Source organism: Hujiaoplasma nucleasis (assembly GCF_013745115.1).
Taxonomy (GTDB): Bacteria; Bacillota_I; Bacilli_A; order Izemoplasmatales; family Hujiaoplasmataceae; genus Hujiaoplasma; species Hujiaoplasma nucleasis.
On record NZ_CP051151.1, the window covers coordinates 1,190,751 to 1,216,909 of the forward strand.

The window sequence follows — 26,159 nt, forward strand, 5'->3', positions numbered from 1 at the left end:
CCTCTTTCTTGATTATTATATCATATTTTTATTTTCTTTTAATATAAGAGTCGATTAATTTACGATAATTATTCATATACATTTATTTTTTTTCAATCCGTGTTATAATGTATTGGATAATAATCTTTTTGGAGGAATCTATGAAGGATTTAACTTGGATAAAGGACAATTTTATAGCCCACCGAGGTTTTCACTCACTAGATAAATCAATCCCCGAAAACACACTCATCGCTTTTAAAAGAGCCATTGACTACAAATACGGTATTGAACTAGATGTCAATGTTACTAAAGATGGTAAAGTCGTGGTATTTCATGATTTAAATCTAAAAAGAATGTGTAAAGTTGATATTGACTTAGATGAAGTGACTTATGATGAAATTAAGGAATTTAGAATATTAAATACCAATGAAAAAATTCCTTTATTATCAGATGTATTACAATTAGTTAAGGGTAAAGTACCTTTACTCATTGAATTAAAACCTAAAGGCGATAATAAACTATTATGTGAAGCTTTTATGAAAACGATGACTAACTATAAGGGTAATTATGCCATTCATTCTTTTAGCCCTTGGATTGTAAAATGGTTCAAAAAGAATCATCCTGATGTCATCCGTGGTCAAATAGCAGAATTTTTTAAAAATGATTCTAATATGAATCCTTTTATTAAATATTTAATGAAATCAATGTTTTTTAATCATTTCACCAAACCTGATTTCATCAATTATGGTATTAAAGACTTACCCAACAAATATGCTACAAAGGCTCATCAAAAAGGAATCTGTGTGATATCTTATTGCGCAAGAAACAATTTAGAATTTAATTTAGTAAAAAAACATTATGACAATGCGGTCTTTGAATTTTTTAGACCTGAATATGAGAAAAGATAATAGGCTAAGTTCACTAAGAACTCAGCCTATTTTTTTATTTAAATATCGATTGTATTATATTTTTAGCTTCAATATTTTTACAAACAAATAAATTCAAATCATCTAAATGATAATCTTCGCCTTTTTCATTTAAGAGAATCGCTCCAGCTTCTTTTTCTAGCAAGAGGCCAGGATATAAATCCCATTTATTGGTGACGTTGGTATAAAAGATATCAAAGATTCCTTCAGAAGCCATCGCCATTTCAAGGCCCACAGAACCTAACATTCTTAATTTAAATTGATTTTTTATACTTAAATCTATGATTTTATGATAATAAGTTTTATCTTGATTTTTATGACTGATTCCCACCATAGATACCATAAAGGTTTTAGATATATGATCGTTAATTTTATATAAAGCATCATTTAAATAAGCGCCTTGCCCTTTAATAGCATAATACTCTTTATTAAAAGCAGGAATATATACATATGATAAAACAATATCATCTTGATCATAAAGGGCAATTTGAATGCAATATAAGTCTAAGTAACTTGCGTAATTACTGGTTCCGTCGATTGGATCTATCAACCAAGTTCTATCCATCATCTTTGTTTGATTATTATACTCTTCAGTATGAAAATGGTCGTTCGGAAAACTTGATTTTATCAATTTAATAATGGCTTTTTCAATAAATAAATCAGTACTTGTGACGATATCTTGCTTGGCTTTAAGTTCTGAAGTTACCATTAAACTTTGTGATTCATTATATATTTTTTTTATATTGTTTTTTAACAATTCGATTTCTTTATTATAAATCATATTTAATCCATGTCTACATCAAAGTTTTCTAAAAGCGATCCTTTTTTAGGAATTTTAACATCCCCATGTTTAACAAAGAACATGGTAACAAAAGCAATCGCTACAAAGGTAGCTGCATAAGGGAATAATATTTTACGTCCAAACTGATCCATAAGAAATCCAGAGAATACCGGAGTAATAATTTGTGCAGCCATTGAGAAAGTATAGTAATACCCAGTATACTTCCCAACATTAGATTCATTAGATAACTCCACCACCATAGGGTAGGAGTTCACGTTAATGGTTGCCCAAGCAATACCAGTAAATGCAAAAATAATGTACATGATAAAAGAAGTATCCGGTGTTAAAAAGTAAACTGAACCAAAACAAATAGTTAACAATACAATACCCATTAATATGGTTTTCTTACGACCAATTTTAGTAGCTAAAATACCAATAGGAATAAAAGCTAAAGCCGCAGAACCATAAGCAATATAATTAGGAATAGCAAAGCCCATTAACAATACTTTAGGCGCATAATCTGATAATTTTGTTGTAACAGCGTTGTAACCAAAGAACCATAAAGTCACAGAAACTAAAATCAAAATCAAAGATATTTTTTTACTTCTAGATAATTCTGCTTTTTCTTCATGACTTAAATCTTTATGGTCAGGATCTTCGTCTACAATACCATATTTTACTTCATTAGCTAGTCTTTCAGCGACCAGTTCAGGCTCTTTTACTTTCCACAAAAAGATCCCTAAAATAATTAACATAATGACACCCACAGTGATAAAGGCAGGTGTATAATTAACAAATGAGTGTTGACTCAAACCATAAACCATGGTTGTTGTAATGGCTATTAAAGCCCCAATTGTCCCCATTAAATTGATGATGGCATTAGCTTTAGATCTTAAAGGTTTTACAGTAACATCAGGCATTAAAGCAACTGCAGGCGATCTAAAAGATTGCATAGCTAGTAAAGCCACAAATAAAGTTAAAAGAAATACTATAAAAGTACCCGGTGAATTCAAGGTGATTACTTTGGCTCTTTCATTGGCATGATGATTAAAGATTTCTCTTAATTCATCGCCTTCTGTATCAGTAATTTGATTATCGGATAAAATTTGATCCATAGGTTGTATAATATCACGTTCATATTCAGCGTATTCATCCGCACTGATCACAGATTCATCCCTTAATTTTTGCCACTCGTTTTCAATATTCGATTGGATACCTTGCCAATTTGAAAAAATCAATAAACGATCTTCTTCATCAAAATCCTTTTTTAATTCTAAATCAGCATTGGTTCTATAGATCACATCATAATCTTCAATAATTTGAGATTCAGCTTCAATTTTACTTTTTTGAACATTATCAGAAAAAGTTAAAGACATAAAAGCAAAAGCAGCGACAACGGTACCTACAACAATAAAAGGTGTTCTGCGACCTTTTTTGTGATTAGATTTATCAGATAAGGCTCCAAAGACAGGAATCAAAAATAAAGCCAACATATTATCTAAGGCCATCACAACACCAGACCATAATTGGTTTAATCCAAATTTATCTATCAATATTTTACCTATGAGCGAATCATAGAGTGACCAAAACATTGAAATCATTAAAAACGCTAAACCTACATAAATTGTTTTCTTGACATTAAACTTCATTATCCACCTCGTCGTTACTAATTTTATTTTATTATATCACGCTTTAAAATTAATGATAAACTTTTTTCAAAAGAAAAAGCGCTTTTCAGCGCTTTTATTATGGCATATATAGTTTTGAAGCAATTCTTCTAATGGCTTCCTCGTTATACTTCTTTTTCTTTAAATGAATAGCATAATCATCCATATGACCTGAAATCACTTTAAATATCAGGGTTCTCTTCGTTTTAAAAATCATGATTAGGGCAAAGACTAGGATAATCAACGCGATGCCGTAATAAAAAAGATCATTAACCAAAACATAATTCCCTGAAATAACAATTGCTAAATCAGAAACAAGTGGTAAGTAAGTTGAATTAGAATATTTAAAAACAGCTAAAACAATGGCAGCTATCATAAGGATAAAACCAATCATTTTACTTATATAATGAGATTTAACATATTCAATGTAGTATTCGATATGAGTGATGGTATTTCTTTGAATTTCATTAATCCCTTTTTTTCTTATTTTTCTTTTATTTTGATAATAAATTCCATCATTATAAATGATTAATCTTTTTGTGGTCAAAACGATACGGCAATCTGTATTTTTGCCTTTCAGTTTACTAAAATCATAATAAACCTTTTCTTCTTTTCCTAATCTAATTTGACTGATAAGGTTGTTGTTCATAAAACCACCACCATTCTTAACTTAATTTTACTTGATTTGTTAAGATATTTCAATAGAATGATTAAATATGCCTTTAATAGTTACCTTTTTGAACTACTTTAGTTAATTCACCAAACAACATTGGTACAATACCTAAAGACATAGCAATGAGTAATTCACCGATGGTTAAAGGTTCTAAGTTGAATATATCCGCTGTGAATGGAATATAAACCAATAACAATACCAAACCTAAAGAAATGAAAACAGAATAATTCAAGAACTTGTTACTGAATGGATTGTATTGGAATAAGAATTTTGTTTCTGATCTTGCCGAAAAAGCTCTTAGCAATTCTCCAAAAACAACAGCGATAAAGGCCATGGTTGTTGCTTGGAATCTACCATCAATGGTTAAGCCAATCTTAAATGCTGCTAAACCAGCCAACATTAAGCCAAAACCTTGAATACTAACTTTTATTAATGTTTCTTTATTTAATAATTTTTCATTGGTATCTCTTGGCGCTTTATCCATGGTATTGCCTTCAGCTTTTTCCATCCCTAATGCAAAGGCAGGGAAAGAGTCTGTCATTAGATTAATCCATAATAAATGAATAGCTAACAAAGGTAAATAATCATTAAAGAAAGGCGCAAATATCATGGCCACTAATATTAATAAAATTTCACCAATATTACACGACACTAAGAAAATAGTAAACTTTCTAATATTACTATAAATGGTTCTTCCTTCTTCAACTGCTGAAACAATAGAAGCAAAATTATCATCTGTTAAAATCATATTAGAAGCTTCTTTAGATACTTCAGTTCCAGTGATACCCATCGCAACACCGATTTCAGCTTGTTTTAAAGCTGGCGAATCATTAACACCATCTCCGGTCATGGCGACTACTTGACCATTCTTTTGTAATACTTCAACAATCCTAATTTTATCAGCTGGAGTAGATCTTGCAAAAACATCACATTTTAAAATAGCTTCTTCAAATTCTTCATCTGACATATTTCTAGTGTCTTCTCCAGATAAAGCTAATCCACCTTCTTTTAAGATATTTAATTCACTTGCAATAGCCTTGGCTGTTGTAATATGGTCACCGGTAATCATCATAACCCTAATACCAGCTTTATGACATTTAGCAATCGCTTCTTTTGCTTCAACCCTTGGAGGATCTATCATAGCGACCATACCAACAAAGATTAAATCTTCTTCTAAATCCATGGATTTTGGTGTGTCTGTTTCTCTATATGCAAAACCTAAAACACGGTAAGCTTGCCCTGAAAATTCTTCATTTTGCTTTAATATATTATCTATATCTTTTGAAGTGATTTCTCTAACTTCACCCTTGATAGATATACGATTACATTTTTTTATCAATTGGTCTGTAGCACCCTTAGTTAAAACTAAATTCTTACCCTCAACTTCATTAATAGAAGTCATCATTTTTCTTGTAGAATCAAAGGTGTATTCATTTAACTGTGGATATTTATCTTCAGGATTATCCACTGACATACCAGCTTTAGCAGCCAATACAAGTAATGCGCCCTCAGTAGGATCTCCTAGTATTTTATTCGCAGATTCAATTTTCGAATCATTACATAATAAAGAAATTTGCATAATTTTTTCTAAATTATGACTTAAATCAACCGCTTGATTATTTAATAAAATATCACCTTTGGTCTCATAACCATTCCCAGTAATTTCATAAACATTATCTAAATCATAGACTCTTCTTACAGTCATTTCGTTTTGTGTTAGTGTTCCCGTTTTATCAGAACAAATTACTGTTGCTTGACCTAAAGTTTCTACGGTTGATAAGTTTTTAATAATTGCATTTCTTTTAACCATTCTTTGCATTCCCAAGGCAAGAACTACAGTGATAACTGCCGTTAACCCTTCTGGTATTGCCGCTACTGCCAAGGCGACTGAAGTTAAAAACAACTCTAATTCAAACTCAAAAGAATTTTGAACAAACCCTAATAAGAAAACAACAACTGAAACAATAATGATAATGACACCCAAGACTTTAGCAAATTGGTCTATGGTTTTTTGTAAAGGTGTTTTCCCTTCTTCAACTGCATCTAACATGGTCGCAATTTTACCAATTTCAGTATCCATTCCAATCGCTGATACTAGCCCTTTACCCTTACCATAAGTGACTAGGGTAGACATATAAACCGAATTCTCTCTTTCAGCCAAAGGCGTCGATTCATCTAATTCTATACTAGCATCTTTTTCCACAGGAGTAGATTCTCCAGTAAGTGATGCTTCATCAGTTTTTAAATTCGTTGATTCTAATAAACGAATGTCAGCCGCAACATAATCTCCAGTTTCTAATAAAACAATATCTCCCATGGTTAACTCATGTGAAGGTATTTCAATGGTTTTACCATCTCTTATCACCTTAGCATTTGGTGAAGACATTTTTTTAAGTGCAGCCAAGGCATTATTGGCTTTTTGTTCTTGATTAACACCCAAAATAGCATTTAATAAAACAATGGCGATAATGATTATCCCATCAATCAAACCTTCACCTTCAATAATTCCAACCACTACTGATACTGCAGCCGCAATAATTAAGATAATAACTAAGAAATCTTTGAATTGATCCAAGAACATCATTAATAAGGTCTTCTTCTTAGATTCTCTTAATTGATTTGGTCCATATTCCTCTTGTCTTTTAGCAACTTGTTCAGAAGTTAAACCTTGCTTTTGATTTACTTGATACTCGTCTAATAATTGTTTTTTTGTCTTGTTGAAAGCTTCCATAAATTCATCCTTTCTTAGAAAAAAGAGACTTACACACAAAAAAGTGCATAAGTCTTGCTGTTAAAATTAAACCAGGTAATATCACCAAGATGTTGATTTAATCGCACTTTGGCCAGCTACTCCCTTATAGATAATAATATACAGTATGTCAGTGGCCTTGTCAATCACATCTTCTTTTTTCGAGTGATTACAAACCAAAGGATTTGACTACCTATAAATGCTGTTCCAATACCACCATATATAAAATAATCTTCATATTTTTTTATAAAACTTTCTTCAACATTATCTTGTCCAAAATAGATTCCATCAATCCCTCTATCAATTACTTTAACTTGAAAGTCTTTATTTAAAATATTACCTTGCTCATCCTCAAATGTTAAGCCAATACTATAGATACCCGCTTTCTTAGAATGCTTAGTATAATTATCATATCTCGTAGAGTATATATAGTTTTTTGTTCCATCTAACTCCTTGGTTTTCGTCAATAAATGAAGAAAATCCGGTAATTGTAAAACAGTATCAGAATACACTTGAATTACTGACTTATCTAAATATACAAGCGGACCTACTTGATCAATAACGTGAATGACCAAAGTTTTTTGACTTGTATTTCCTGATGAATCTGTGACAGATAAAACAACATTATATTGACCAATCATCTCGCTGTTATTCTTATAATTGTTTGATTCAATAATAAGTTCTAAAGACTCATCATAATTATCTATTACAGACATAGACGATAGTATATCACTTTCAGAATATACCATATTATATCCAATATGTATTGACTCTTGTCCTGTGATTAATGGTGCTTCATCATCAACAACTGATACTGTTAAATAATGCAGGCTTTCATTACCTGATGTATCAGAAACCTTAAAACTCATCTCATATTCGCCAACTAAACTTGCGTTGGCTGTATAATTATCTGTAACCATAACAATTTGTGATGATATATCCCCATCATAATTATCATTAGCAGTTAACATTCCTTTGATATCTTCTAATGTATATACATTTGGATATACTGCTTCAATACTGTCTAATTCTCCAAAAATAGGAGATAAGACATCCACGACTTCAACCGTGACGGTTGTCAAAGTTTCATTTCCACTTAAGTCAGTCACAGAAAAGACAATTTCATAAGAACCTATTTGACTCATAAAATCACTATAGCCATCAGAAATCACTGTGATGTTACTTGATACATCTCCATCAATTTTATCATAAGCAATTAATGAAGACTGAATCTCAGCAACAGTAATGGGTTGGTCCACATAAGAAATGATGGTACCAGATGTTTGAAAATATGGTGAGTTTGTATCAATCATTGATCCTGTAATATACTCTTCATACGTTGTGGGACTAGTCCCTTCTTCTAACTGAATTTCCATATCAATTAGCTTGCTTGAATCTGTAACTTCTGACTCAAAAATTTCAAACCAAAAATAGTTTATAGATTCTCCTGTTCTAAAAGTAAAGTAATGGGCTCCACCATCACCTAAGTCCAGATAATCCATTTCTTGCTCAGTAATCATACCACTATTGACTTCATTATCATTATTAAAAAATGAAAAATACATTTCAAATAAAGGCGACATTAAACGGTCAGAGAACCAAAATACATAATCTGTTTCTGGTTTTACAAGAATGGGTTGGCTAGTAGAAAAAACATTAGCGCCTTCTTGAAAGCTAAAATTATCATAATCTACATAGTTCTTTCCTCCTGGCAAATAATCGCTTTGAGATGCCTGTGTTTGATAAGAAAAAGCAATCAAAGTGATGGTAAATAAAAATAAAAACGGCAATATTTTCTTCATATTTCTCTCCTTTTATCTCTATAATACTCATCATTAATAAAAATTCTTTAAAACAAATTATTTTTAATTGAAATTTTACGTGGTATAATATTTATGAGGTGAAAATATGAAAAAACTAAAATTAAACAATGATACACTGATGCCAGTCATTGGATTAGGTACATTTAGAAGTAAGGATGAAGATGCATATAACGCTGTTTTAACAGCACTTAAAGCAGGCTATAGACATATTGATACTGCCGCAGTTTACGGAAATGAAGAAGCTGTTGGTCGTGCCATTAAAGATTCTAAAGTCAAAAGAAGTGAATTGTTTGTTACAACAAAAGTTTGGAATACTGAACAAGGATACCGAAAAACTTTAAAACAATTTAATGAATCTTTACAAAAATTAGGGCTTGATTATGTTGATCTATATTTAGTTCACTGGTTTAGAGATTTTGATCATTTAACACGTACTTGGAATGCTTTTGAAACTTTATATGATATGGGAAAAGTAAAGGCTGTTGGAGTTTCTAACTTCAATGTTCACCATTTACAATTCTTATTGGATAATGCTAAAATAAAACCTATGGTCAACCAAGTTGAAACCCATATTCATTTACAAAATCAATTTTTACAAGATTTTTGCACTAAAAACAGTATTCAATTAGAAGCTTATGCACCTTTGATGTCACATCATATCGAAGACTTACTGAATGATGAAACCATGAAAGAAATAGCAAAAAAACATAAGAAGACCATTGCTCAAGTGGCTATTAGATGGTTGGTTCAAAGAGATATCGTTGTCATTCCTAAATCTATTACACCAAAAAGAATCAAGGAAAATATTGATGTATTTGACTTTGAATTAGATGATGAAGATATGACAAGAATCAAAGGTCTTAATAAAGGAAGAAAGTTCTTCCCTGAATTTGATAATGTACCATTCTAAGAAGTATTAAAGAGAGTTTTTCAACTCTCTTTTTTTTATCCCATATATCGTCAATTTTATTAAGGCAAAAAACTCTCTTCATCTAAGACTTTTTCTATTGTTTCATAAGATACATCTTTATTATATATATCTTTACTAGCACAGGTGTAAGCACTCATAACTGACGCAAACTTCAATGAAGAAACAGTATTTTTAGTTTTGAAATAATAATATACAAAAGCCACAGAAAAACTATCTCCTGCCCCATTCGAATCTACAAAGGGTAAAGATTTATAAGCCAATTGATAATAAATTTTATTGTTATTATCTATGGCAATACTTCCTTCTTCAGCTTTTGTGATAACCACAAAACTCTTATTTTTAATCATTCGCCTTAAAAAATCCTCGTGATGGCCAATATGAACATGACTCACAAATAGGATATCAGCGCAATCAATAAATTCTTGATGGTAACTTGAACCATCAATATAATCATGGATATCTACCACACACAATTTATTATATTTTTTTATTAAGGGTATATATTGTCGACAATAGTCATTAATATTTAAAAATACAAGGTCTGAATTCATAATTTCCTTTTCCAAAGAATCTTTATATTCGACCATTTTAGGTGAACTTGTAAAAATACTTATTCTTTTACCATTATCGTGCATGATGTTGGTATGGGTTGTTGATACATCGGCTTTAAGTCTGATAATATTTAATTTACTTTTGTCCAAATAGTCAAGAATTTTATCCTTGTACTCATCATCTCCTAAATCAGTAGCTAAGGTTGTTGAAACAGGTAAAGTGCTTAAAGCAAGCGCTTTTCCCGCACCAGTGCCACCTATAGAATAGTGTACATTCTTTGGCCAAATCGTTAGATCCTTATTCATTTTTGGCAAATGTTCTACATCAATAATAGTGTCATAAGAGCTTACACCTATCACTAATAATTTCATAAGAAAACTCCTTCTTACTGACTTGTTAAATTTTTTTTACACAAATGCTTAATATTATTTGCTGAAATAAATACAAAACTATGATATCTTATTTACTGTACATAAGGAGGTCCCCATGACAATAGGACAAAAAATAAAATTGAAACGAGAGTCTTTATCTCTTTCGCAGGAACAACTAGCTCATTTACTAAATACAAGTAGACAGACCATCTATCATTGGGAAAATGATATAACTTCTCCCAACATGAATGATTTACAAAAACTTGTTTCTGCATTACAAACGGATTTTGATTACTTCTTTAAAAACACTCCTGATCATGAAATCAATAATGTTGACGAAGTTGTTAGTGATATATATAGAGGGGTAAAAAGACATTGGCGTAAAGCATATATCAGTTTATTTATTAGTGGCGGATTATTTACTGGAATGGGTATTCTAATTAGGATTATCTTTGGTATGATGTTTCCAAGCCCGGAAATACCTAATGAAATCAATGGCACTCCAGTAACTACCAACGTATTTGAACCTGCAGGTATCTTTAAAGCTTTCTCAAGCTTTATTATAGGCATTGGTTTACTTTTAATCATTGGAGGAATTATTCTATTTATTAAAGACCGTAAAAAACAAAAAGAGTATATGTAGATGTCAAAATTGACATCTACTTTTTAAATATTCATCAAGTTTCTTTTCAAAAACATCATTATCTTTTTCTGTTCTTTTTGCTATGTGAGTATTTCTTTGTTTACTTCTTCTAATCTTCTGTGAAATTTGTCTTTGCATTAATAAACCATCTATATTATCGTTTGTATAAAACCAGCCGTTTTGATGCAAACAATCAGCTTTTTTCATTAAGACTAAACTCGCCAAACCATAATCCTGAGTAACAACTAAATCTCCCGGAAGGGTATGGTTAATGATTTCATGATCTGCCATGTCTCTTCCTTCATCGATTGTAATGATTCTTGCATAATCTGAAGTCATTCGATGATTATAATTTGAAACTATAATCACAGGAATTTGATATTTTTTAGCGACTTGAATAATGATATTTTTTACTGGTGATGCATCCGCATCAATTAATATTTTCATAAACACCTCGAAATTTATTATATCAATAAAAGTTATTTAAAAAAAGCCCTCTTCTTCTTGAAAAGGGCTTTATACAAATTATCTATCTTAAAATAGCGGATACATCATCATCAATATTTATAGTACCTTCATCATAAGTAATAACATTTCCTTGATAAACTAAAACTTGATTGACAAGTTTGTCCAAAGGGATATTGACTGCTATACTTTGCTTTTCTTTAACAATAAGCGTTTTGATTTGAGACATTTCAACCATTTCATTTATTATAGAAAAATCAGAAACATATTTTTCATGATATTGAGCTTTTCTTATCGTTTGTTCAATCTCTTTTCTTTTTTCTTCTTCTAAAGGCGTTAATATATCTCTAATAAAGTCTTTAACATCTTCTGGTTTTAAAGAAGCTAGCGGATGATTTATGGTTAACTCATGATAATAAGATTCTTGAGAAATACTTTTAAAAATAGCAATATTTTCGCTTGTACCAGCAAAAATAAAGTGACTATCATCTAATTGATGAAGTTTCTTAAATTCTCGGTCGAGATACCTGAAATACTTTTCTCGGTCTTTTTTGTTTTCTTCCGATTTTTCTCTGTGTCCATGGTACATTCCGCTTAAACCACCATATATTCCAACATTGATATTTGAATCCGTATCAAAATCATCATATAATTCACTAAAAGATGTCTTTATTTCTATATCATTCATTTCATCGATTTTATCTTGATTAATTGAATACATTTTAAATCTATCTTTTGCCAAATCAATCAAATAGTGTTTTCCGTAAATTTCTTGATGAGCAAAAATAGGCTGAACATGAAAGGCTTGAGCTACACTAATCTTCTCTTTAACAGAATATTGTAATCTGAAAGTTTCAAGTAATTCTCCACAAGCAAAAATGACTAGTCCATCAAGATTATAAGTCCAAAACATTGAATCTTCTTGCAATTGACGGAGTTTAACTAATGATTTTTCATAAGTATTTCTTGGATAATGACTTTCTAAAAGAGCTAAAACATCATTCATTAGATTCTTAAATAAAATCATATCTTTACGATTTTCTGGTGATTTTCTATGGGTTGGCATCACTACGGTAATCTTAGGTGAATCAAGATTCTGACAGTCTAAAATCATTTGTTTAATCTTATCTTTTTTATTCATTTCTATGATTCCTCCTTTAAATTTATGATAACATAATTAATTAACACAATCCAATCATAGCCTTCTAAATTAGTAAGAAAACAATAAAAATATCTAATAAAAATAGTAGATTGTTAATAATCATTGATATATAATGTAGACAGGAGGGTAAATAATGAATAGTCAAGATTTTAAGTTAAAAGCAAAATTCAATTTAAAAACCTATTATTGGAACTTATTCGTTGTTGGAATTATTTTAATTGCTATTATGACAAGTTCTGCTGCATTAGTAGGTCTAGTTCTTACAGGTCCAGCTATGGTCGGTGTCAATCAATATCGACTACACATCGCAAGAACCAACACAGAAGACACCAACTTATTGGTGTCGGGCTTTAAAGGCAATGTTATCAATCACATTATAACTTTCGTTTTAATGTCCATCTTTATCTTTTTATGGACTTTATTGCTAATCATCCCTGGTATCATTAAAACTTTTTCTTACTCAATGACCTTCTTTATATTAGCAGATAATCCTGATTTAGAACCACAAGAAGCCATTAAAAGAAGTAGAGAAATGATGCACGGACATAAATGGAGATTATTTAAGTTATACTTAAGTTTTATTGGTTGGTATTTACTTGTTTTATTAACCTTTGGTGTTGGCATGATATTCTTAGATCCATACATTAACTTATCAGTTACTCACTTTTATGAAGATTTAAAAACAAGAACATAATATTATAAAAAAATGATATGAGTTGTCCTCATATCTTTTTTTCAATATAGTCTTTAACAGTTAGTTTTAAAATTTCATAGTCTCTGTCAGTAAAATTTGAAGTATCTAAAGAATACGTATTTAAACCTAAGATATCTTTTTTAAATTCAAGCTTAGACTGAACAAAATGATCATAAGATATTAATCCTGTTGAAGTATGTGCTTGATGCCTAAATGGTTGTCTATCACAATATCTTTGATAAAGTATTTTAGAATCACCACTTAAAAACAAAACTAAAACTTGATTTATTGAAACTCCTAAATATTCTATCAAATCATTGAATTCATGATACTTAAAATTACTTTCTATGATTAATGGAATATCTTTATGGAATATTTCACCAGTATTATATTTAATAATTTCATAAGTTGCTTGAGATAAATTCTTATTTTCCTGTCTATTAGAAAAGCCTATAACATCTACTAATTTTTCTTTAATCATATCCTTATTAAAACAGATAATATTTAAATCACTTGATAGCCTTCTTGATAAGGTGGTTTTTAGTGAAGCTAGGTCTCCCATTACTAAAATTAATTTTTTCATATTATCACCACTGAATTACATATTTACTTAATTATACATCGAAAACAAGAAAAAAAAGCCATTAAATTGATGGCTTTAATTTTTTTTTGATTTTAAATATCTATTCCTTTGAACAATAAAGCTAATATTCCTAGTCAACTTAACTGAGAAAGGTAGTAAGAATGAAATAGAAATAATCAGTAATAGGCCAAGATAAACACCATTAATTAAAATACTTATATCTTCAAAAAGCATAATAAAGGATCTTATAGATAACTGAATATTATTGATTTCCAAATCTTTAACTATATAATATTCAATATTTAAAGTTGGCGTTTCAGGGTCAGTCAAGAATACATAATTATCATAGATTTTTACAGTTGATATTTCTCCGTAAATCTTAACAGCCATTATTTCATTTCTGTCTAAAAAATCCTGTTTAACTATCTCTACATCTTCACTTAAGGCTCTTTGAAACCTTTGATCAGTTCCATAAACCTTATAATCATATAAGAGTAAATTATCTTCTTCCAATATAATTGATGATGTTGCTAATTCATATGATGAAGTTTCATAAAATACTCTCTTAGGAGCAATTGAAAAAAGAACAATAATTAAAAGCAGTATGAGACCATAAATAATGGTCTTTAACCAAATAACTTGTATAGAAGCTTCTTGCTTTTTTCTAGCCATTGTTATCGACTTTAATTATATTGAAATATATTTTTGGATTATCATCATAAAATCCAATCGTATATGATGTTGAAAATCCATTTTCTATATGAGATAAATATAAAGAAATATTAAATTCGACGCCTTCAATATTAGCAAAGGTATCAATCGCTGTCGATAAATTTAGATTAGTAATAACCATATTATCTGTTGCTTGTAAAATAACATCAGTAACATCGCCAAAAATGTCTTGAACATTCTCAGGTATATTCACACTTACTTGGCCTCTAGCGTCAACTGATAAAGAAATGTCTTCTAAATATTGAGCCAAGTTAGAAAAGCGTATTCCATCTCCAATAATATAATACTCTGATCCTTCATAGACATAATCTCTTATCATATAAGTGCCAATATATTGATCATATTCTTGATATATAACAAAATCATCCACATCAATAACTTCATCATCATTTAAGTCTTCTGCAAAATTTGACGTTAACCAAGCTTCATAATTTTTATATATTTCATGATCAATTTCATCAATGATTTGATCATCATTTAAATCTTCTGCCACACTAGAGTCTTTCCAGTATAAAAAATAATTATAGAGTTGATAAATTTCAAAATCATCTTCGTTGATTTTTCGATCATCATTCATATCTAGAGCATCATCTGAGTTTCTCCAATAATCATAATTATAAGCCAATAAATAAAGTTCATAATCAACTTCATCTATTTTTCTATCTCCATTCATATCCAATGCATCATCAGAATTTTTCCAAATTTCCAAACTACTTTCAGTGATATCTTCTGTGTTCTCACTGGTGGTACCATCTAACTCATTTGTCGTTTGATCTGGAAAATATACACCATCACAGCCTACAAACACCAACGTTATCACTAAAAACAATAAGACCAATAATCCTTTTTTCATGTAATTTCTCCTCCGATTTTATAGTTTTATTTATATAAAAAACCTAATCTATTATACTTAGGTATTTCATTCATATCAAGAAATACTAAAAATATATCATTAAATATAAGTACATCTATTTCTACCATTCTTTTTTGATAAATATAAGGCTTCATCAGCTCTTTTAAAAAAATCATTATATGTTTCTTCAGATTGATATGAAGTCATACCAATACTTATCGTAACCTTTCCTACTTTATCATGGATATCATTTTCTAATAGTTTAATAAAGCTTTCACCAATACTGATTGCTATTTCTTTATGAGTGTTAGGTAATATAACTGAAAACTCTTCTCCACCCCACCTCGCTAATGTATCTGAAGGTCGAATATGGCTCAAAAATAAATTTGATATATATTTTAAATACTCATCACCTATATGATGACCATAAGTATCATTTACTTTTTTAAAAAAATCTATATCCACTATTAAAATAGTTAAAGATGAATTGTTTTTTTGACTTAATTCAATTTCTTTAGACAATTGTTCATAGTACATTTTACGATTGAATAACCCTGTCAAAGGATCGATTTTTGACATGCCTTCTAATTTTTCTATCAAGACTTGTTGGGAAAAATTAAAAGCATATAGAATTCCACCAGGTAATACTATGATAATACTTATATTAAACAAACTTTCAAAATCTGTATTAAATATAAATATCGCTAAAAACAAGGTGATTAAGGAACAAAACAAATATAAAATTGTTGCATGTTTTTTGTTTAAGAGCGTGTAAACAGTTATACCTAGAACAATGGTAAAAGCATAACCATATGAATCTCCTTCTGTTGTTAAAATCACAGCTATAGTGGCCATAAACATTATAAAAGAATCCACATAAGCTGGAATAATATATTTCTTATATTTTATAATGTGAAATAAAGTATAAGAACTTAAAAGTAATAATATAATTTCAAATAAAGCAAGAAATAAATGATTGTTTGTCTCATCAGCAAGAATAAAAAGGTTATAGAAAATACTTGGTACAAGTACAATAATAAAAAATATATTAATAGCAATTAATAAATATTTCTTCGCTAAACCAATATCATTGGCTTGATTATATATACCATTCAAAGAATTATTATTTCTCATTAATTTCTTCCTTTCTTTGATATTATACTGTATTTCATTATACAATAGCTATAAGTTAATAACAATTCAATATAGAAAAACAATATAAAATATAATGAAATAATATAAAATCTAAATGGTCTTAATAAAAGCCAAATCACAAATAAAATTCTATTTAAAAAACAAAAAAAAGCCATCCTAAGATGGCTATATTTCGTTCTCGATGGTGGTCCAGGCCGGGATCGAACCGGCGACACATGGATTTTCAGTCCATTGCTCTACCTACTGAGCTACCGGACCAATAAAAAAAATGGCGGTCCGGACGGGACTTGAACCCGCGATCTCCAGTGTGACAGACTGGCATGTTAACCACTACACCACCGGACCTTTTTATTGGTTGCGGGGGAAGGATTTGAACCTCCGACCTCTGGGTTATGAGCCCAACGAGCTACCAGACTGCTCCACCCCGCGGTGTTAATTTTGTTGCTACTATATGATATCAAAATGAAAATCTAATGTCAACACTAAATTTTCTTTTGGTGGAGAATAGCGGGATCGAACCGCTGACCTCCTGCGTGCAAGGCAGGCGCTCTCCCAGCTGAGCTAATTCCCCAAGAATGGTACCCGAGGCCGGACTCGAACCGGCACGTCATTGCTGACATTGGATTTTAAGTCCAACGCGTCTACCTATTCCGCCACTCGGGCAAGTGGTGACCCGCAGGCGATTCGAACGCCTGACCCTTTGATTAAAAGTCAAATGCTCTACCGACTGAGCTAGCGGGTCAATAAGCTTGAATCTTGCGAGTAAAAAAATATTGGTGTCAAATGTAGGAATTGAACCTACTTCCATAGGCTTTACCATTAAGCTAGATTGACATAATGGCGGAGAAAGAGGGATTCGAACCCCCGCGGCGCTCGCACGCCCTGTCGGTTTTCAAGACCGATCCCTTCAGCCGGGCTTGGGTATTTCTCCGTTTGATTCTATAAGTGGTGGACCCAGTAGGACTCGAACCTACGACCGATCGGTTATGAGCCGATAGCTCTAACCAACTGAGCTATGGGTCCAAGCAATGGTAGCGGCAGAGAGACTTGAACTCTCAACCTCACGGGTATGAACCGTACGCTCTAGCCAGTTGAGCTACACCGCCGTAGATATATTTTTAATTGAAAAGAATGGTGGAGAATAGCGGGATCGAACCGCTGACCTCCTGCGTGCAAGGCAGGCGCTCTCCCAGCTGAGCTAATTCCCCACAAAAATGGTGGGCCTAAATGGACTTGAACCATCGACCTCACGCTTATCAGGCGTGCGCTCTAACCAGCTGAGCTATAGGCCCATTTTCGTATTCTTCGCAATGCGAATTATATTTTACTATTTATAAACATATTTGTCAATTATTATTTGTCGTTTTTTTTAAAAAAAGTAAATAAAGACTGATTTAGTGCTGTAAATGATGGATATCTTAAAATATCCATCATTTATTTTATTGTTTAGGGTATTTCACAGCGTTCTTAATCAATTTTTCTCTAATTATTTCTTCTGGATCAAAACCCAAATCAGATGCCATAGCTATAGAATATATTAAGACATCTGCTAATTCTTCCTTAACGTTTTCTATATTAGGACCTTCATCTTCCCATTGATAGTTTTCTAATAACTCTGCAGCTTCGATTATAATTGATTTAGCTAGAGCTTGAGGTGTGTCATGGTGTCTCCATCCTCTTTCATCTCTAAATTTGATTATTTCATCAATTAATTTCTTCATTACTTAACACCTTCTTAATTCTCTTCTTTAGGTCCATTCTGTTCATCAAAACTTCTCTTTCACAGCCTAAACATTTTAATTTACATACTGCTCCAAAACGAATTATCTCCCATTTGTTTTCTCCACAAGGATGACCTTTTTTTAGAACAAGTATTGAACCTTGTTTTATATCTTCCATCTTATTCACCTTCTAATAAAGATTTAAGTCTATCTAATTCTTCCTTATTATTGAATGTAATAATGAGTTTATTGCTAGATACTTTTACTTCATTTTTTAAATTAAGTTTATTGATCAAATGATCTTTTGTTTCATATAAGTCTTTTTGAAATTCAACATTAATTTGACTTCTTTTGATTTGTTTTTTCTTTTTTTCTTTTTTGACCAACTGTTCAATATCTCTCACAGTTAATTTCTTTTCGATAACTGTTTGTGCTATTTTAATAATCCTATCTTTATCTTTTAACTTACTTAAACTTCTAGCGTGGCCCATGGTAATATTGCCTTCATTAATCTCATCAATGACTTCTTCAGGTAAAGATAAAATACCTAAAGCATTAGAAACATAAGAACGACTCTTTCCAATCTTATTGGCAAGTTCAAGGTGTGTCAAATCCATAGCGTCAATGACATTCTTATAGGCTTTTGCTTCCTCAACGATGGTTAAGTCTTCTCTTTGTATATTTTCTAATAGTGCTATTTCAGCTAAATATTGATTGTTATAATCTCTAATGATCGCTGGGATTGTCTTAAATTCAGCCATTTCTGACGCCCTACATCTTCTTTCTCCAGCAACCAACAAATAGCCATTACTGATTTTTTTCACAATAATTGGCTGCAAGACACCATTCATTCTAATTGAATCAGATAATTCTTTTAAAGCTTCTTTATCAAAATGCTTTCTTGGTTGAAATGGATTAGGAATAATCTTAGATAATTCAATATCTACAACTTCTTCATTCTCTTTAATTTCAATTTCGTTTTCTTTTAATAAATCTTGTAATGAACGTTTAATCATTTCATCCTTGTTCATTACGACTCACCACCTCTTTAGCTAATTTTTTATAGGAAATAGAAGATTTACTCCTAGGAGAAAACTGTGTCACTGGCATACCATAAAATGTTGCATTAGAGCAAGTGATATTACGAGGTATAATTGTTTTAAAAACCTTCTCTTTAAAATATGTTTTAATTTCATTTACTATTTGAAACCCTGAAGTTACTCGTTTATCCAACATAGTTAATAAAACACCATAAATGGTTAAATCTTCTTTATTAACTTTTTTCTTGTTTTGAACGATTCTAATGGTGTTTAATAATTGAGTTAAACCATCCATTGCTAAAAATTCACATTGAACAGGAACAATAACACCATCTGAAGCTACCAATGCATTGGTAGTGATATACCCTAAGGAAGGCGGACAATCAATCAATACATAATCATAATTTTCTTTAAATTTATGTAAATGATCATGGAGTATAAAATCTCTATTGGTATCTCCAATGATGGCTTCTTCTATCCCCTCAACCATGGTTTTAGCAGGAAGCACATCAATATTACGGTGATGACTTTTGATGAGGATATCTTCAAATCCGACTTCCTTTTTAAAAACATCAAAAATGCTTTTTTGAAAAGAACCTCTATCAATACCCATACATGATGTTGCATTTGCTTGATAATCCAAATCTATTATTAATATTTTATTTCTTAAATTGGCTAATGAACTTGCTAAATTAATGGCCGTTGTTGTTTTACCAACTCCACCTTTTTGGTTAGCAATCGACAGTACTAATCCCATATAATTCCCTTTCACTTATTCAAATATTTCTTAATTATTTCTATATTATCTTGGAAAAAAGCGATTGTTTGATCATCAAAGAATGGTTCAAAGTCAAAATCTATGACTTTTTTTGTATTCATATCTACTTCAAATTTGTTCCAAGAACTTGATTGGTATAAATTGTGAGTCATGTAAACATAGATCATTGCAAAAACAATTAACTTTTCTTCTTTATTGATATTTAAATTACTTAAATTCAAATCATCAATATCTATGTTTGGTTTTTTATGTCTTAAGACAAAATTAATCATTATTGAAAATAGATCAGAATGATCATTAACCATATATTTTTTTAGATTTACAGTGGTTTTTCTCATATTAAGAGAAATATTTTGATTATCTAATATTTTTTGATATCCAATTTCATGAATATAAAAATATAGATCTGAAATGTTTTTTATTTCTGAACCATCTTTCAAGATTTGTTTAGCAATAAATTCGCTAGTTTCTGTTACAGCCGCCTGAAAATCATTGTCTTCATAAATAGGTGGATCGCCTTGAATTCTTTTTATTGCTTGCATAAAGTTAAAGATATCTTTTTGCATACTATCATTTGTTTTTTTATCATGAATCCACTCTAAATTCATCTCACTATATGATTTCTCATTGATAAGAATAAAGGCAAAATTAACTAAATAATAAAGAATTAAACCAGTAATATAAATATAAATGGCACCAGGTAAATCATTATTTATTAATAATGAATCTCCATCATTAAATATATAAAATATACCTAAAACAGTAACAAATGTTGAAAAAACAAAGTAAGAATATATTTCTTGATAAAAAGCAATAATGGTTAAGACAATATAAAACAATAAATATGCATAAAAACTTGTTATACCTTGGGTATAGTAAACCATAAAAAAGACAGATTGAATTATAGTAATTTGCATTGCAAGAAAAATTAAATTCAATTTAATAAAACCATATGTAATAAGTAAAGCAAGGATAAAACCACCAATAAAGATACTTTTAACCCATGTAGGATAATCTAAAAGATAAGATACCCCAAGTGTTAAAGCTGTAAAAACAGTTAAGAATATAAATATAACAATAACCTTAATTTTTCTAACTTCATTCATTGGCAGGTATTCAGTATTCAATAAGGTTGAAAAGAATTTTTTTATCATGATAGGCCCCCCTTATAAGCATCATCAAAGATAGCCTCAAAAACATCAGGATTATCTTGATAGATTTCTCTTATTCTAGGGTCTAATAAATAATAAAACTCAGTATTGATAATGACTTGATAGATTTCTTCTTTATCTAAAGCTTTTGTTCCAGGCAAACCATTCTTTAACATCACATATAAGATTGAAAAAGTCAAAATTTTAATCTCTAAATCATCAGTAGATTTATTTAAACTTTCAAAATGTGTTTCAGAAAATATTTCACGATGATGAACATCTTTTTGATTATAATAATACAATCTCATCGCTATTTTTCTCATCAAAGAATCTTTATGAATCACTAAAGTTTCTAGGTGATTGATATCTTCTTGAGTAAATTCTTTATACTCATTCAATATAGACTCTTTAGTGTGTCCAAGAGATAACTTCTTTAATATATCTATCTTTTGTTTAAATAAATTATCAATATTTATCTTCTTAGAAAAATCTTCAAACAAAAGATGAATTTTCTTAAAATAAGATTCATAATCGAATATTTCTAAATCAATTTGATCTTTTAATTCTATCAGTAATTTTAAGTTCTTTAACTCTTTTTCTTTGGTATAAGAAATTTGATTATAAAAGAACTGACTTTCTTTAAGAGTGATATAAGTAGACATCATTAATAAAGATAAGAACAAGAAGACAAATAAACCTATAACGAAATATGAGGTCTCAAATGTCGTATTGAAGTCAAATAATTGATTGTAATTCACAAATAACATAGTAATCGTTAAAATAAAATACAAACTAATAACCGTAAGTACTTTAATATCTTTATAAACAGCAGCTATCAAGTAAGCTAAGAATAAAAAAGGTATGACTGATGGTGATTTAAAATACAAAACATAGATAATTATCAAAGTAAAAAAACTCATGCTTGTAATGAATTTATTAAACTTTAAAAACTCTATTTGTGTTTTACCATAGGATAAAGAAGCCATGTTAAATATAATAATAGCAATAAAGCCTGAAGACAATCCAATAATCATTCTAATTTCAAAATCAAGTAAAAATAAGTAAACCACAGATAAAAACCCTATAATTGAAATTAGGGTTATAACAAAAATATTCTGTCTAACAAGATATTTAATCTCTAACTTTTCTTTATACTTGATAGACCCTGGAAAGATTTTATCTTTTTGGTTCAATCATTTCACTTCCTATAAAGGAGATTTTTTTATTTTAGCGAAGGATCTTGGATAAATTTTAGGAGAATGTTTAATTTTTCTTATAAGAATATATACATGTTGTAAATCTTCAGTCAAAGTATAATTAATAATTTTTTCAACTTTACCACCAAGTAGTTCAATAGCATGTTTGGCTTGATCTAACTCTTCTTGATAATGAATCGATTTAAAAGCAACAAAATACCCATTAATTTTAAGCATAGGTAATGCCATTTCTACTAAAATATTAAGCTTGGCTACCGCCCTAGCCATAATAATATCAAATTCATTAAAAATACCTAGTTCTTCAGCTCTTCCATGAATCAAATGAATATTCACATCTAGTAAATTTATCAGTCTATTTAAAAACTCTATACGTTTATTTAAACCATCTACTACCTATTAAATTCATTGAAGACTCGATTAATTTAATAGGTAAAGAAGGAAAGCCAGCACCTGCGCCAATATCCAATACTTTTTTGTCTTTAAAATCAAGATGATTTAAGATAAATATAGAGTCATAAAAATGTTTTAAGTAAACTTCTTCTTTTTCAGTAATGGCTGTTAAATTCAATAACTGATTCTGTTCAATAAGATATTGGTAATATATATTAAACTTTTCATGACTAAGTTTTGATAATAAATTTTGGTCTAGCATAAATCTCTCCTATTTGTTACATTTTACCATAAAGCATTAAACTGTGAAACTTATGTTTCATATTTTTTTAAATGAATTAAAAGCATTTGTATGTCTGCTGGATTAACGCCACTGATTCTTGATGCTTGTGATATCGTTAAAGGTCTTATTTTATTTAACTTATCTCTAGCTTCTAAAGCTAAATTATTAACTTTGAAGTAATCTATATCTGTAGGTATTTTTATATTGTGTTCTTTTTGTAATTTTTCTGCTTGATTAATGGCTTTCTTTATATAGCCATCATATTTACTATAAATATCTACTTGTTCAGCTTCTTCTTCACTCAAAGATAAATCAATATGGGCTAAGTCTTCAATAATATCTATAGACATGTCTTGTCTTTTTAATAAATCAAACAATGTGGTTTTTCCTTTGATCCCCATCAAATTGTTTTTTTCTAAATAATCCCTAACTTCTTCTGTTGGTGTAATATCATTGTCTAATAAAGTTTGAATAGCCATTTCAATATTTTTCTTTTTTTCCAAGAAGTTTTGATATCTGTTTTCGTTAATTAAACCTAATTGATACCCATATCTTGTTAATCTCATATCAGCATTATCATGTCTTAATAATAACCTAAATTCAGCTCTAGATGTTAACATCCTATAAGGTTCTTTAGTCCCTTTAGTCACAAGATCATCAATCAATACACCAATATAAGCTTGGTCTCTTCTTAATATAAAAGCTTCTTTTCCTTGTAATTTTAAAGACGCATTTATACCAGCCATAAGTCCTTGAGCTGCGGCTTCTTCATATCCACTGGTTCCATTGACTTGACCAGCGAAAAATAAATTTTCAATAATCTTTGATTCTAAAGATGGCCATAAGGTTCTTGAATCAATAGCATCATACTCAATAGCATAAGCATATTTACTAATAACTGCATTTTCTAAACCAGGTAAAGAATGAATCATTTCTTCTTGAACATCATATGGCATTGATGTTGAGAAACCTTGCAAATAGACTTCGTCGATTTCTCTAGATTCTGGTTCTATAAATAATTGGTGTCTTTCTTTATCGGCAAATCTAACCAATTTATCTTCAATCGAAGGACAATATCTTGGGCCTACACCATCAACTGTTTGTCCGCCATACATGGCAGATTTATTTAAATTAAAATGGATTATTTCATGGGTTTTTGCTTGAGTATGTATAAGATAGCAAGGCCATTCCTTGTCTAAGACTCTTAAGTGTTCTTTTTCAAAAGAAAAATGATGGATAAAACCATCCCCAGGTGATAGTTCCATTTTTGAAAAATCAATACTATCTCTTTTGATTCTTGCTGGAGTACCCGTTTTTAATCTATAAGTATCATGGCCAAGAGCTCTTAAATGATCACTTAATCCAATAGATGCTTTTTGTTTATCCGGACCTTCAGTTTTTGAAAAATCACCTACCATAATTTTAGCATTCATGAATGTTCCTGTAGTTATAATAACAGATTTAGATAATATTTCTTCACCAGTTTCCAATTTAACTCCATAGACTTTATTGTTTTCAACTAGAAGTTCCTTTACATAAGCTTCTTTTAAATCAAGATTATCTGTGTTCATTAACAACTTTAGCATCTCTCTGGGATATTCAAGTTTATCTGATTGAGCTCTTAAAGCTCTTACAGCAGGACCTTTTGATTTATTCAACATTTTCATTTGCAAAGTTGTTTTATCAGCAATGATCCCCATAACTCCGCCTAAGGCATCTATTTCCCTAACCAAGGTCCCTTTAGCAGGACCACCTATAGATGGATTACACGGCATAAAAGAAACCATTTTAAGGTTCCCTGTTATTAATAGTGTTGAATGATTCAGTTTTGCACTTGCGATGGCTGCTTCATTACCTGCGTGGCCTCCACCTATGACAATAACATCATACATAAAATCACACCCTTTAAAGTAATTTATATTTTTTTAATGCTTTTTCAATACCTGCTTTATCTACATCATCTGTAACAAATTCAGCTATATCTTTTAAGGCTTTTACTGCGTTCCCCATAGCTATAGGATGTCCCACAGCTTTAAACATTGACATATCATTATAATTATCACCAAAAGCATAAGTATCTTTAATATCAAAGCCTAAATGTTTAATTAAAGCTTTGACACCTTCAGCCTTTAAATCGCCTTTAGGATTAACATCATAAGCTATGCCTCCAGATTTATTAAACTGAAGTTCAGGAAAATCTCCTTTAATTTTATCTACCACTTCATCCTCATATACTACCATTGCAAAAACATCTCTGTCAGGATATATATTCGGATTATAAGTCGCTATTGGTAAATCAAAATGTTTTGAAAACTCCAAAGCTTTATTGGTATCTTGTCGATAATTAACATATTCATCAATATATTCTATGGTTAAATCAAAAGCCATCTCATCAGCTTTTTTCGTTATACGTTTTACAGTATCTAATGAAATATAATTTTCATAGACTACCTTGCCATGGCTTATCACATAACCTCCATTGGCTAAAACCATATGATTAAATTCTAACTTTTTTTCAATACCCTTTAATAAATTTGGGTTTCTTCCAGTCGCAATAGATAAGTAATGTCCCTTTTCTCTTAAAGCTTTTAGGGTTTCAAATATACCTGGAACTACTTGTCCATTCACCAATATTGTACCATCTAAATCAAAAAATATTAATGCCATTTCTTCACCTCGTCCATTAAAAAAGAATCTCACCTGAAGCATCTCCACCCACATAAACACCTCACTTAAGGCTGCTTCCGTCAAGACCTGACCTGATTCGTGGGCATCTATTGAGTGAAGATGCTTCATTTGAGATTCTTTATATATTATAACATAATCTTTTTTAATTTCAA

General features: G+C 30.2%; 26 protein-coding genes, 11 tRNA genes and 1 other RNA gene. 4 read left to right on the plus strand and 34 right to left on the minus strand.

Going from position 1 to position 26,159, the window contains the following annotated elements:
- Nucleotides 1-140 precede the first annotated feature (140 nt).
- Nucleotides 141-887, plus strand: a complete 747-nt coding sequence (locus tag HF295_RS05645) for a glycerophosphodiester phosphodiesterase family protein (RefSeq protein WP_312031207.1) — start codon at nucleotides 141-143, stop codon at nucleotides 885-887.
- A gap of 34 nt (nucleotides 888-921) precedes the next feature.
- Here the strand turns inward: HF295_RS05645 and HF295_RS05650 are convergent, their stop codons facing one another.
- The 5 genes from HF295_RS05650 to HF295_RS05670 form a co-directional block, all read right to left on the minus strand.
- A complete protein-coding gene (locus HF295_RS05650; protein WP_312031208.1) occupies nucleotides 922-1,686 on the minus strand; it encodes an inositol monophosphatase family protein in 765 nt (254 codons plus the stop codon).
- A gap of 2 nt (nucleotides 1,687-1,688) precedes the next feature.
- Nucleotides 1,689-3,335 carry an MFS transporter gene (locus HF295_RS05655; RefSeq protein WP_312031209.1) on the minus strand — a complete coding sequence of 549 codons (1,647 nt, stop codon included), beginning with the start codon at nucleotides 3,333-3,335 and terminating at the stop codon, nucleotides 1,689-1,691.
- A gap of 97 nt (nucleotides 3,336-3,432) precedes the next feature.
- On the minus strand, nucleotides 3,433-4,002 hold the full coding sequence (locus HF295_RS05660) for a hypothetical protein (RefSeq protein WP_312031210.1): 570 nt from the start codon (nucleotides 4,000-4,002) through the stop codon (nucleotides 3,433-3,435).
- Nucleotides 4,003-4,075: 73 nt separating this feature from the next.
- Nucleotides 4,076-6,757 carry a calcium-translocating P-type ATPase, PMCA-type gene (locus HF295_RS05665; RefSeq protein ID WP_312031211.1) on the minus strand — a complete coding sequence of 894 codons (2,682 nt, stop codon included), beginning with the start codon at nucleotides 6,755-6,757 and terminating at the stop codon, nucleotides 4,076-4,078.
- Between the two features lie 164 nt (nucleotides 6,758-6,921).
- Nucleotides 6,922-8,577 (minus strand): hypothetical protein, encoded by a 1,656-nt coding sequence (locus HF295_RS05670; RefSeq protein ID WP_312031212.1) that lies wholly within the window; start codon nucleotides 8,575-8,577, stop codon nucleotides 6,922-6,924.
- 106 nt (nucleotides 8,578-8,683) lie between these two features.
- On the opposite strand from HF295_RS05670, the gene HF295_RS05675 reads away from it, so the two are divergent.
- A complete protein-coding gene (locus HF295_RS05675) occupies nucleotides 8,684-9,508 on the plus strand; it encodes an aldo/keto reductase (protein WP_312031213.1) in 825 nt (274 codons plus the stop codon).
- A 59-nt stretch (nucleotides 9,509-9,567) separates the two neighbouring features.
- On the opposite strand, the gene HF295_RS05680 is transcribed toward HF295_RS05675, so the two are convergent.
- Nucleotides 9,568-10,452, minus strand: a complete 885-nt coding sequence (locus tag HF295_RS05680) for a carbohydrate kinase family protein (protein ID WP_312031214.1) — start codon at nucleotides 10,450-10,452, stop codon at nucleotides 9,568-9,570.
- Between the two features lie 115 nt (nucleotides 10,453-10,567).
- Between HF295_RS05680 and HF295_RS05685 the strand changes: the two genes are divergently transcribed.
- Entirely contained in the window at nucleotides 10,568-11,095 is a 528-nt protein-coding gene (locus tag HF295_RS05685; protein ID WP_312031215.1) for a helix-turn-helix domain-containing protein, read from the plus strand.
- A 3-nt stretch (nucleotides 11,096-11,098) separates the two neighbouring features.
- Here HF295_RS05685 and HF295_RS05690 read toward each other — a convergent pair whose 3' ends face one another.
- Together HF295_RS05690 and HF295_RS05695 are read right to left on the minus strand one after the other, a co-directional pair.
- Entirely contained in the window at nucleotides 11,099-11,542 is a 444-nt protein-coding gene (locus tag HF295_RS05690) for a YaiI/YqxD family protein (RefSeq protein ID WP_312031216.1), read from the minus strand.
- A gap of 82 nt (nucleotides 11,543-11,624) precedes the next feature.
- On the minus strand, nucleotides 11,625-12,701 hold the full coding sequence (locus HF295_RS05695; RefSeq protein WP_312031217.1) for a baeRF8 domain-containing protein: 1,077 nt from the start codon (nucleotides 12,699-12,701) through the stop codon (nucleotides 11,625-11,627).
- 154 nt (nucleotides 12,702-12,855) lie between these two features.
- On the opposite strand from HF295_RS05695, the gene HF295_RS05700 reads away from it, so the two are divergent.
- Nucleotides 12,856-13,416: a DUF975 family protein gene (locus tag HF295_RS05700; protein ID WP_312031218.1), complete on the plus strand. Its 561-nt coding sequence runs from the start codon at nucleotides 12,856-12,858 to the stop codon at nucleotides 13,414-13,416.
- A gap of 28 nt (nucleotides 13,417-13,444) precedes the next feature.
- Here the strand turns inward: HF295_RS05700 and HF295_RS05705 are convergent, their stop codons facing one another.
- The 26 genes from HF295_RS05705 to ffs all read right to left on the minus strand — a co-directional run bounded on the left by HF295_RS05705 (nucleotide 13,445) and on the right by ffs (nucleotide 26,113).
- The gene (locus HF295_RS05705) at nucleotides 13,445-13,999 is read right to left on the minus strand and encodes a hypothetical protein (protein ID WP_312031219.1); all 555 of its coding nucleotides are present in this window, start codon (nucleotides 13,997-13,999) and stop codon (nucleotides 13,445-13,447) included.
- Nucleotides 14,000-14,074: 75 nt separating this feature from the next.
- On the minus strand, nucleotides 14,075-14,671 hold the full coding sequence (locus HF295_RS05710) for a hypothetical protein (protein WP_312031220.1): 597 nt from the start codon (nucleotides 14,669-14,671) through the stop codon (nucleotides 14,075-14,077).
- Nucleotides 14,664-15,584 (minus strand): hypothetical protein, encoded by a 921-nt coding sequence (locus HF295_RS05715; RefSeq protein WP_312031221.1) that lies wholly within the window; start codon nucleotides 15,582-15,584, stop codon nucleotides 14,664-14,666. Before HF295_RS05715 ends, HF295_RS05710 begins: the two co-directional genes overlap by 8 nt.
- Before the next feature lie 99 nt (nucleotides 15,585-15,683).
- Nucleotides 15,684-16,718 (minus strand): GGDEF domain-containing protein, encoded by a 1,035-nt coding sequence (locus HF295_RS05720; RefSeq protein ID WP_312031222.1) that lies wholly within the window; start codon nucleotides 16,716-16,718, stop codon nucleotides 15,684-15,686.
- Between the two features lie 203 nt (nucleotides 16,719-16,921).
- A tRNA-Phe gene (locus HF295_RS05725) sits at nucleotides 16,922-16,997 on the minus strand.
- 11 nt (nucleotides 16,998-17,008) lie between these two features.
- Nucleotides 17,009-17,084 (minus strand) — tRNA-Asp (locus HF295_RS05730).
- 7 nt (nucleotides 17,085-17,091) lie between these two features.
- Nucleotides 17,092-17,168: transfer RNA gene (locus HF295_RS05735), tRNA-Met, on the minus strand.
- Between the two features lie 66 nt (nucleotides 17,169-17,234).
- Nucleotides 17,235-17,310 (minus strand) — tRNA-Ala (locus HF295_RS05740).
- A 5-nt stretch (nucleotides 17,311-17,315) separates the two neighbouring features.
- A tRNA-Leu gene (locus tag HF295_RS05745) sits at nucleotides 17,316-17,402 on the minus strand.
- Nucleotides 17,403-17,405: 3 nt separating this feature from the next.
- Nucleotides 17,406-17,481: transfer RNA gene (locus tag HF295_RS05750), tRNA-Lys, on the minus strand.
- Between the two features lie 96 nt (nucleotides 17,482-17,577).
- A tRNA-Ser gene (locus HF295_RS05755) sits at nucleotides 17,578-17,670 on the minus strand.
- A 15-nt stretch (nucleotides 17,671-17,685) separates the two neighbouring features.
- Nucleotides 17,686-17,762, minus strand: a tRNA-Ile gene (locus HF295_RS05760).
- A gap of 6 nt (nucleotides 17,763-17,768) precedes the next feature.
- Nucleotides 17,769-17,845, minus strand: a tRNA-Met gene (locus HF295_RS05765).
- Nucleotides 17,846-17,871: 26 nt separating this feature from the next.
- Nucleotides 17,872-17,947: transfer RNA gene (locus HF295_RS05770), tRNA-Ala, on the minus strand.
- Nucleotides 17,948-17,954: 7 nt separating this feature from the next.
- Nucleotides 17,955-18,031: transfer RNA gene (locus tag HF295_RS05775), tRNA-Ile, on the minus strand.
- Nucleotides 18,032-18,178: 147 nt separating this feature from the next.
- The gene (locus HF295_RS05780) at nucleotides 18,179-18,460 is read right to left on the minus strand and encodes a nucleotide pyrophosphohydrolase (RefSeq protein ID WP_312031223.1); all 282 of its coding nucleotides are present in this window, start codon (nucleotides 18,458-18,460) and stop codon (nucleotides 18,179-18,181) included.
- Complete coding sequence (locus tag HF295_RS05785) at nucleotides 18,444-18,638, minus strand: DUF951 domain-containing protein (protein ID WP_312031224.1); 195 nt, start codon at nucleotides 18,636-18,638, stop codon at nucleotides 18,444-18,446. The genes HF295_RS05780 and HF295_RS05785 overlap by 17 nt, the downstream gene beginning before the upstream one ends.
- Before the next feature lies 1 nt (nucleotide 18,639).
- Nucleotides 18,640-19,491, minus strand: coding sequence for a ParB/RepB/Spo0J family partition protein (locus HF295_RS05790; RefSeq protein ID WP_312031225.1), 852 nt, complete (start codon nucleotides 19,489-19,491; stop codon nucleotides 18,640-18,642).
- The gene (locus HF295_RS05795; RefSeq protein WP_312031226.1) at nucleotides 19,478-20,257 is read right to left on the minus strand and encodes a ParA family protein; all 780 of its coding nucleotides are present in this window, start codon (nucleotides 20,255-20,257) and stop codon (nucleotides 19,478-19,480) included. Before HF295_RS05795 ends, HF295_RS05790 begins: the two co-directional genes overlap by 14 nt.
- A gap of 11 nt (nucleotides 20,258-20,268) precedes the next feature.
- Nucleotides 20,269-21,432: a hypothetical protein gene (locus HF295_RS05800; protein ID WP_312031227.1), complete on the minus strand. Its 1,164-nt coding sequence runs from the start codon at nucleotides 21,430-21,432 to the stop codon at nucleotides 20,269-20,271.
- Nucleotides 21,429-22,622, minus strand: a complete 1,194-nt coding sequence (locus HF295_RS05805; RefSeq protein ID WP_312031228.1) for a hypothetical protein — start codon at nucleotides 22,620-22,622, stop codon at nucleotides 21,429-21,431. The genes HF295_RS05800 and HF295_RS05805 overlap by 4 nt, the downstream gene beginning before the upstream one ends.
- Nucleotides 22,623-22,634: 12 nt before the next feature.
- A complete protein-coding gene (locus tag HF295_RS05810; RefSeq protein WP_312031229.1) occupies nucleotides 22,635-22,979 on the minus strand; it encodes an RsmG family class I SAM-dependent methyltransferase in 345 nt (114 codons plus the stop codon).
- Between the two features lie 40 nt (nucleotides 22,980-23,019).
- Complete coding sequence (locus HF295_RS05815) at nucleotides 23,020-23,298, minus strand: RsmG family class I SAM-dependent methyltransferase (RefSeq protein ID WP_312031230.1); 279 nt, start codon at nucleotides 23,296-23,298, stop codon at nucleotides 23,020-23,022.
- 50 nt (nucleotides 23,299-23,348) lie between these two features.
- Nucleotides 23,349-25,211: a tRNA uridine-5-carboxymethylaminomethyl(34) synthesis enzyme MnmG gene (mnmG, locus tag HF295_RS05820; protein WP_312031231.1), complete on the minus strand. Its 1,863-nt coding sequence runs from the start codon at nucleotides 25,209-25,211 to the stop codon at nucleotides 23,349-23,351.
- 13 nt (nucleotides 25,212-25,224) lie between these two features.
- Nucleotides 25,225-25,986, minus strand: coding sequence for a Cof-type HAD-IIB family hydrolase (locus HF295_RS05825; protein ID WP_312031232.1), 762 nt, complete (start codon nucleotides 25,984-25,986; stop codon nucleotides 25,225-25,227).
- Between the two features lie 32 nt (nucleotides 25,987-26,018).
- Nucleotides 26,019-26,113: signal recognition particle sRNA small type (gene ffs, locus HF295_RS05830), an RNA gene on the minus strand.
- Nucleotides 26,114-26,159: the final 46 nt, after the last annotated feature.

Excerpts from the sequence above, each read along its gene's own strand:
- HF295_RS05650 (WP_312031208.1), bottom strand. The coding sequence starts at position 1,686 with ATGATTTATAATAAAGAAATCGAATTGTTAAAAAACAATATAAAAAAA.
- HF295_RS05685 (WP_312031215.1), top strand. The coding sequence starts at position 10,568 with ATGACAATAGGACAAAAAATAAAATTGAAACGAGAGTCTTTATCTCTT.
- HF295_RS05665 (WP_312031211.1), bottom strand. The coding sequence starts at position 6,757 with ATGGAAGCTTTCAACAAGACAAAAAAACAATTATTAGACGAGTATCAA.
- HF295_RS05670 (WP_312031212.1), bottom strand. The coding sequence starts at position 8,577 with ATGAAGAAAATATTGCCGTTTTTATTTTTATTTACCATCACTTTGATT.
- HF295_RS05655 (WP_312031209.1), bottom strand. The coding sequence starts at position 3,335 with ATGAAGTTTAATGTCAAGAAAACAATTTATGTAGGTTTAGCGTTTTTA.
- HF295_RS05710 (WP_312031220.1), bottom strand. The coding sequence starts at position 14,671 with ATGGCTAGAAAAAAGCAAGAAGCTTCTATACAAGTTATTTGGTTAAAG.
- HF295_RS05795 (WP_312031226.1), bottom strand. The coding sequence starts at position 20,257 with ATGGGATTAGTACTGTCGATTGCTAACCAAAAAGGTGGAGTTGGTAAA.
- HF295_RS05790 (WP_312031225.1), bottom strand. The coding sequence starts at position 19,491 with ATGAACAAGGATGAAATGATTAAACGTTCATTACAAGATTTATTAAAA.
- HF295_RS05680 (WP_312031214.1), bottom strand. The coding sequence starts at position 10,452 with ATGAAATTATTAGTGATAGGTGTAAGCTCTTATGACACTATTATTGAT.
- HF295_RS05715 (WP_312031221.1), bottom strand. The coding sequence starts at position 15,584 with ATGAAAAAAGGATTATTGGTCTTATTGTTTTTAGTGATAACGTTGGTG.
- HF295_RS05695 (WP_312031217.1), bottom strand. The coding sequence starts at position 12,701 with ATGAATAAAAAAGATAAGATTAAACAAATGATTTTAGACTGTCAGAAT.
- HF295_RS05700 (WP_312031218.1), top strand. The coding sequence starts at position 12,856 with ATGAATAGTCAAGATTTTAAGTTAAAAGCAAAATTCAATTTAAAAACC.
- HF295_RS05800 (WP_312031227.1), bottom strand. The coding sequence starts at position 21,432 with ATGATAAAAAAATTCTTTTCAACCTTATTGAATACTGAATACCTGCCA.
- HF295_RS05705 (WP_312031219.1), bottom strand. The coding sequence starts at position 13,999 with ATGAAAAAATTAATTTTAGTAATGGGAGACCTAGCTTCACTAAAAACC.
- HF295_RS05690 (WP_312031216.1), bottom strand. The coding sequence starts at position 11,542 with ATGAAAATATTAATTGATGCGGATGCATCACCAGTAAAAAATATCATT.
- HF295_RS05720 (WP_312031222.1), bottom strand. The coding sequence starts at position 16,718 with ATGAGAAATAATAATTCTTTGAATGGTATATATAATCAAGCCAATGAT.
- HF295_RS05780 (WP_312031223.1), bottom strand. The coding sequence starts at position 18,460 with ATGAAGAAATTAATTGATGAAATAATCAAATTTAGAGATGAAAGAGGA.
- HF295_RS05645 (WP_312031207.1), top strand. The coding sequence starts at position 141 with ATGAAGGATTTAACTTGGATAAAGGACAATTTTATAGCCCACCGAGGT.
- HF295_RS05815 (WP_312031230.1), bottom strand. The coding sequence starts at position 23,298 with ATGCTAGACCAAAATTTATTATCAAAACTTAGTCATGAAAAGTTTAAT.
- HF295_RS05785 (WP_312031224.1), bottom strand. The coding sequence starts at position 18,638 with ATGGAAGATATAAAACAAGGTTCAATACTTGTTCTAAAAAAAGGTCAT.
- HF295_RS05675 (WP_312031213.1), top strand. The coding sequence starts at position 8,684 with ATGAAAAAACTAAAATTAAACAATGATACACTGATGCCAGTCATTGGA.
- mnmG (WP_312031231.1), bottom strand. The coding sequence starts at position 25,211 with ATGTATGATGTTATTGTCATAGGTGGAGGCCACGCAGGTAATGAAGCA.
- HF295_RS05660 (WP_312031210.1), bottom strand. The coding sequence starts at position 4,002 with ATGAACAACAACCTTATCAGTCAAATTAGATTAGGAAAAGAAGAAAAG.
- HF295_RS05825 (WP_312031232.1), bottom strand. The coding sequence starts at position 25,986 with ATGGCATTAATATTTTTTGATTTAGATGGTACAATATTGGTGAATGGA.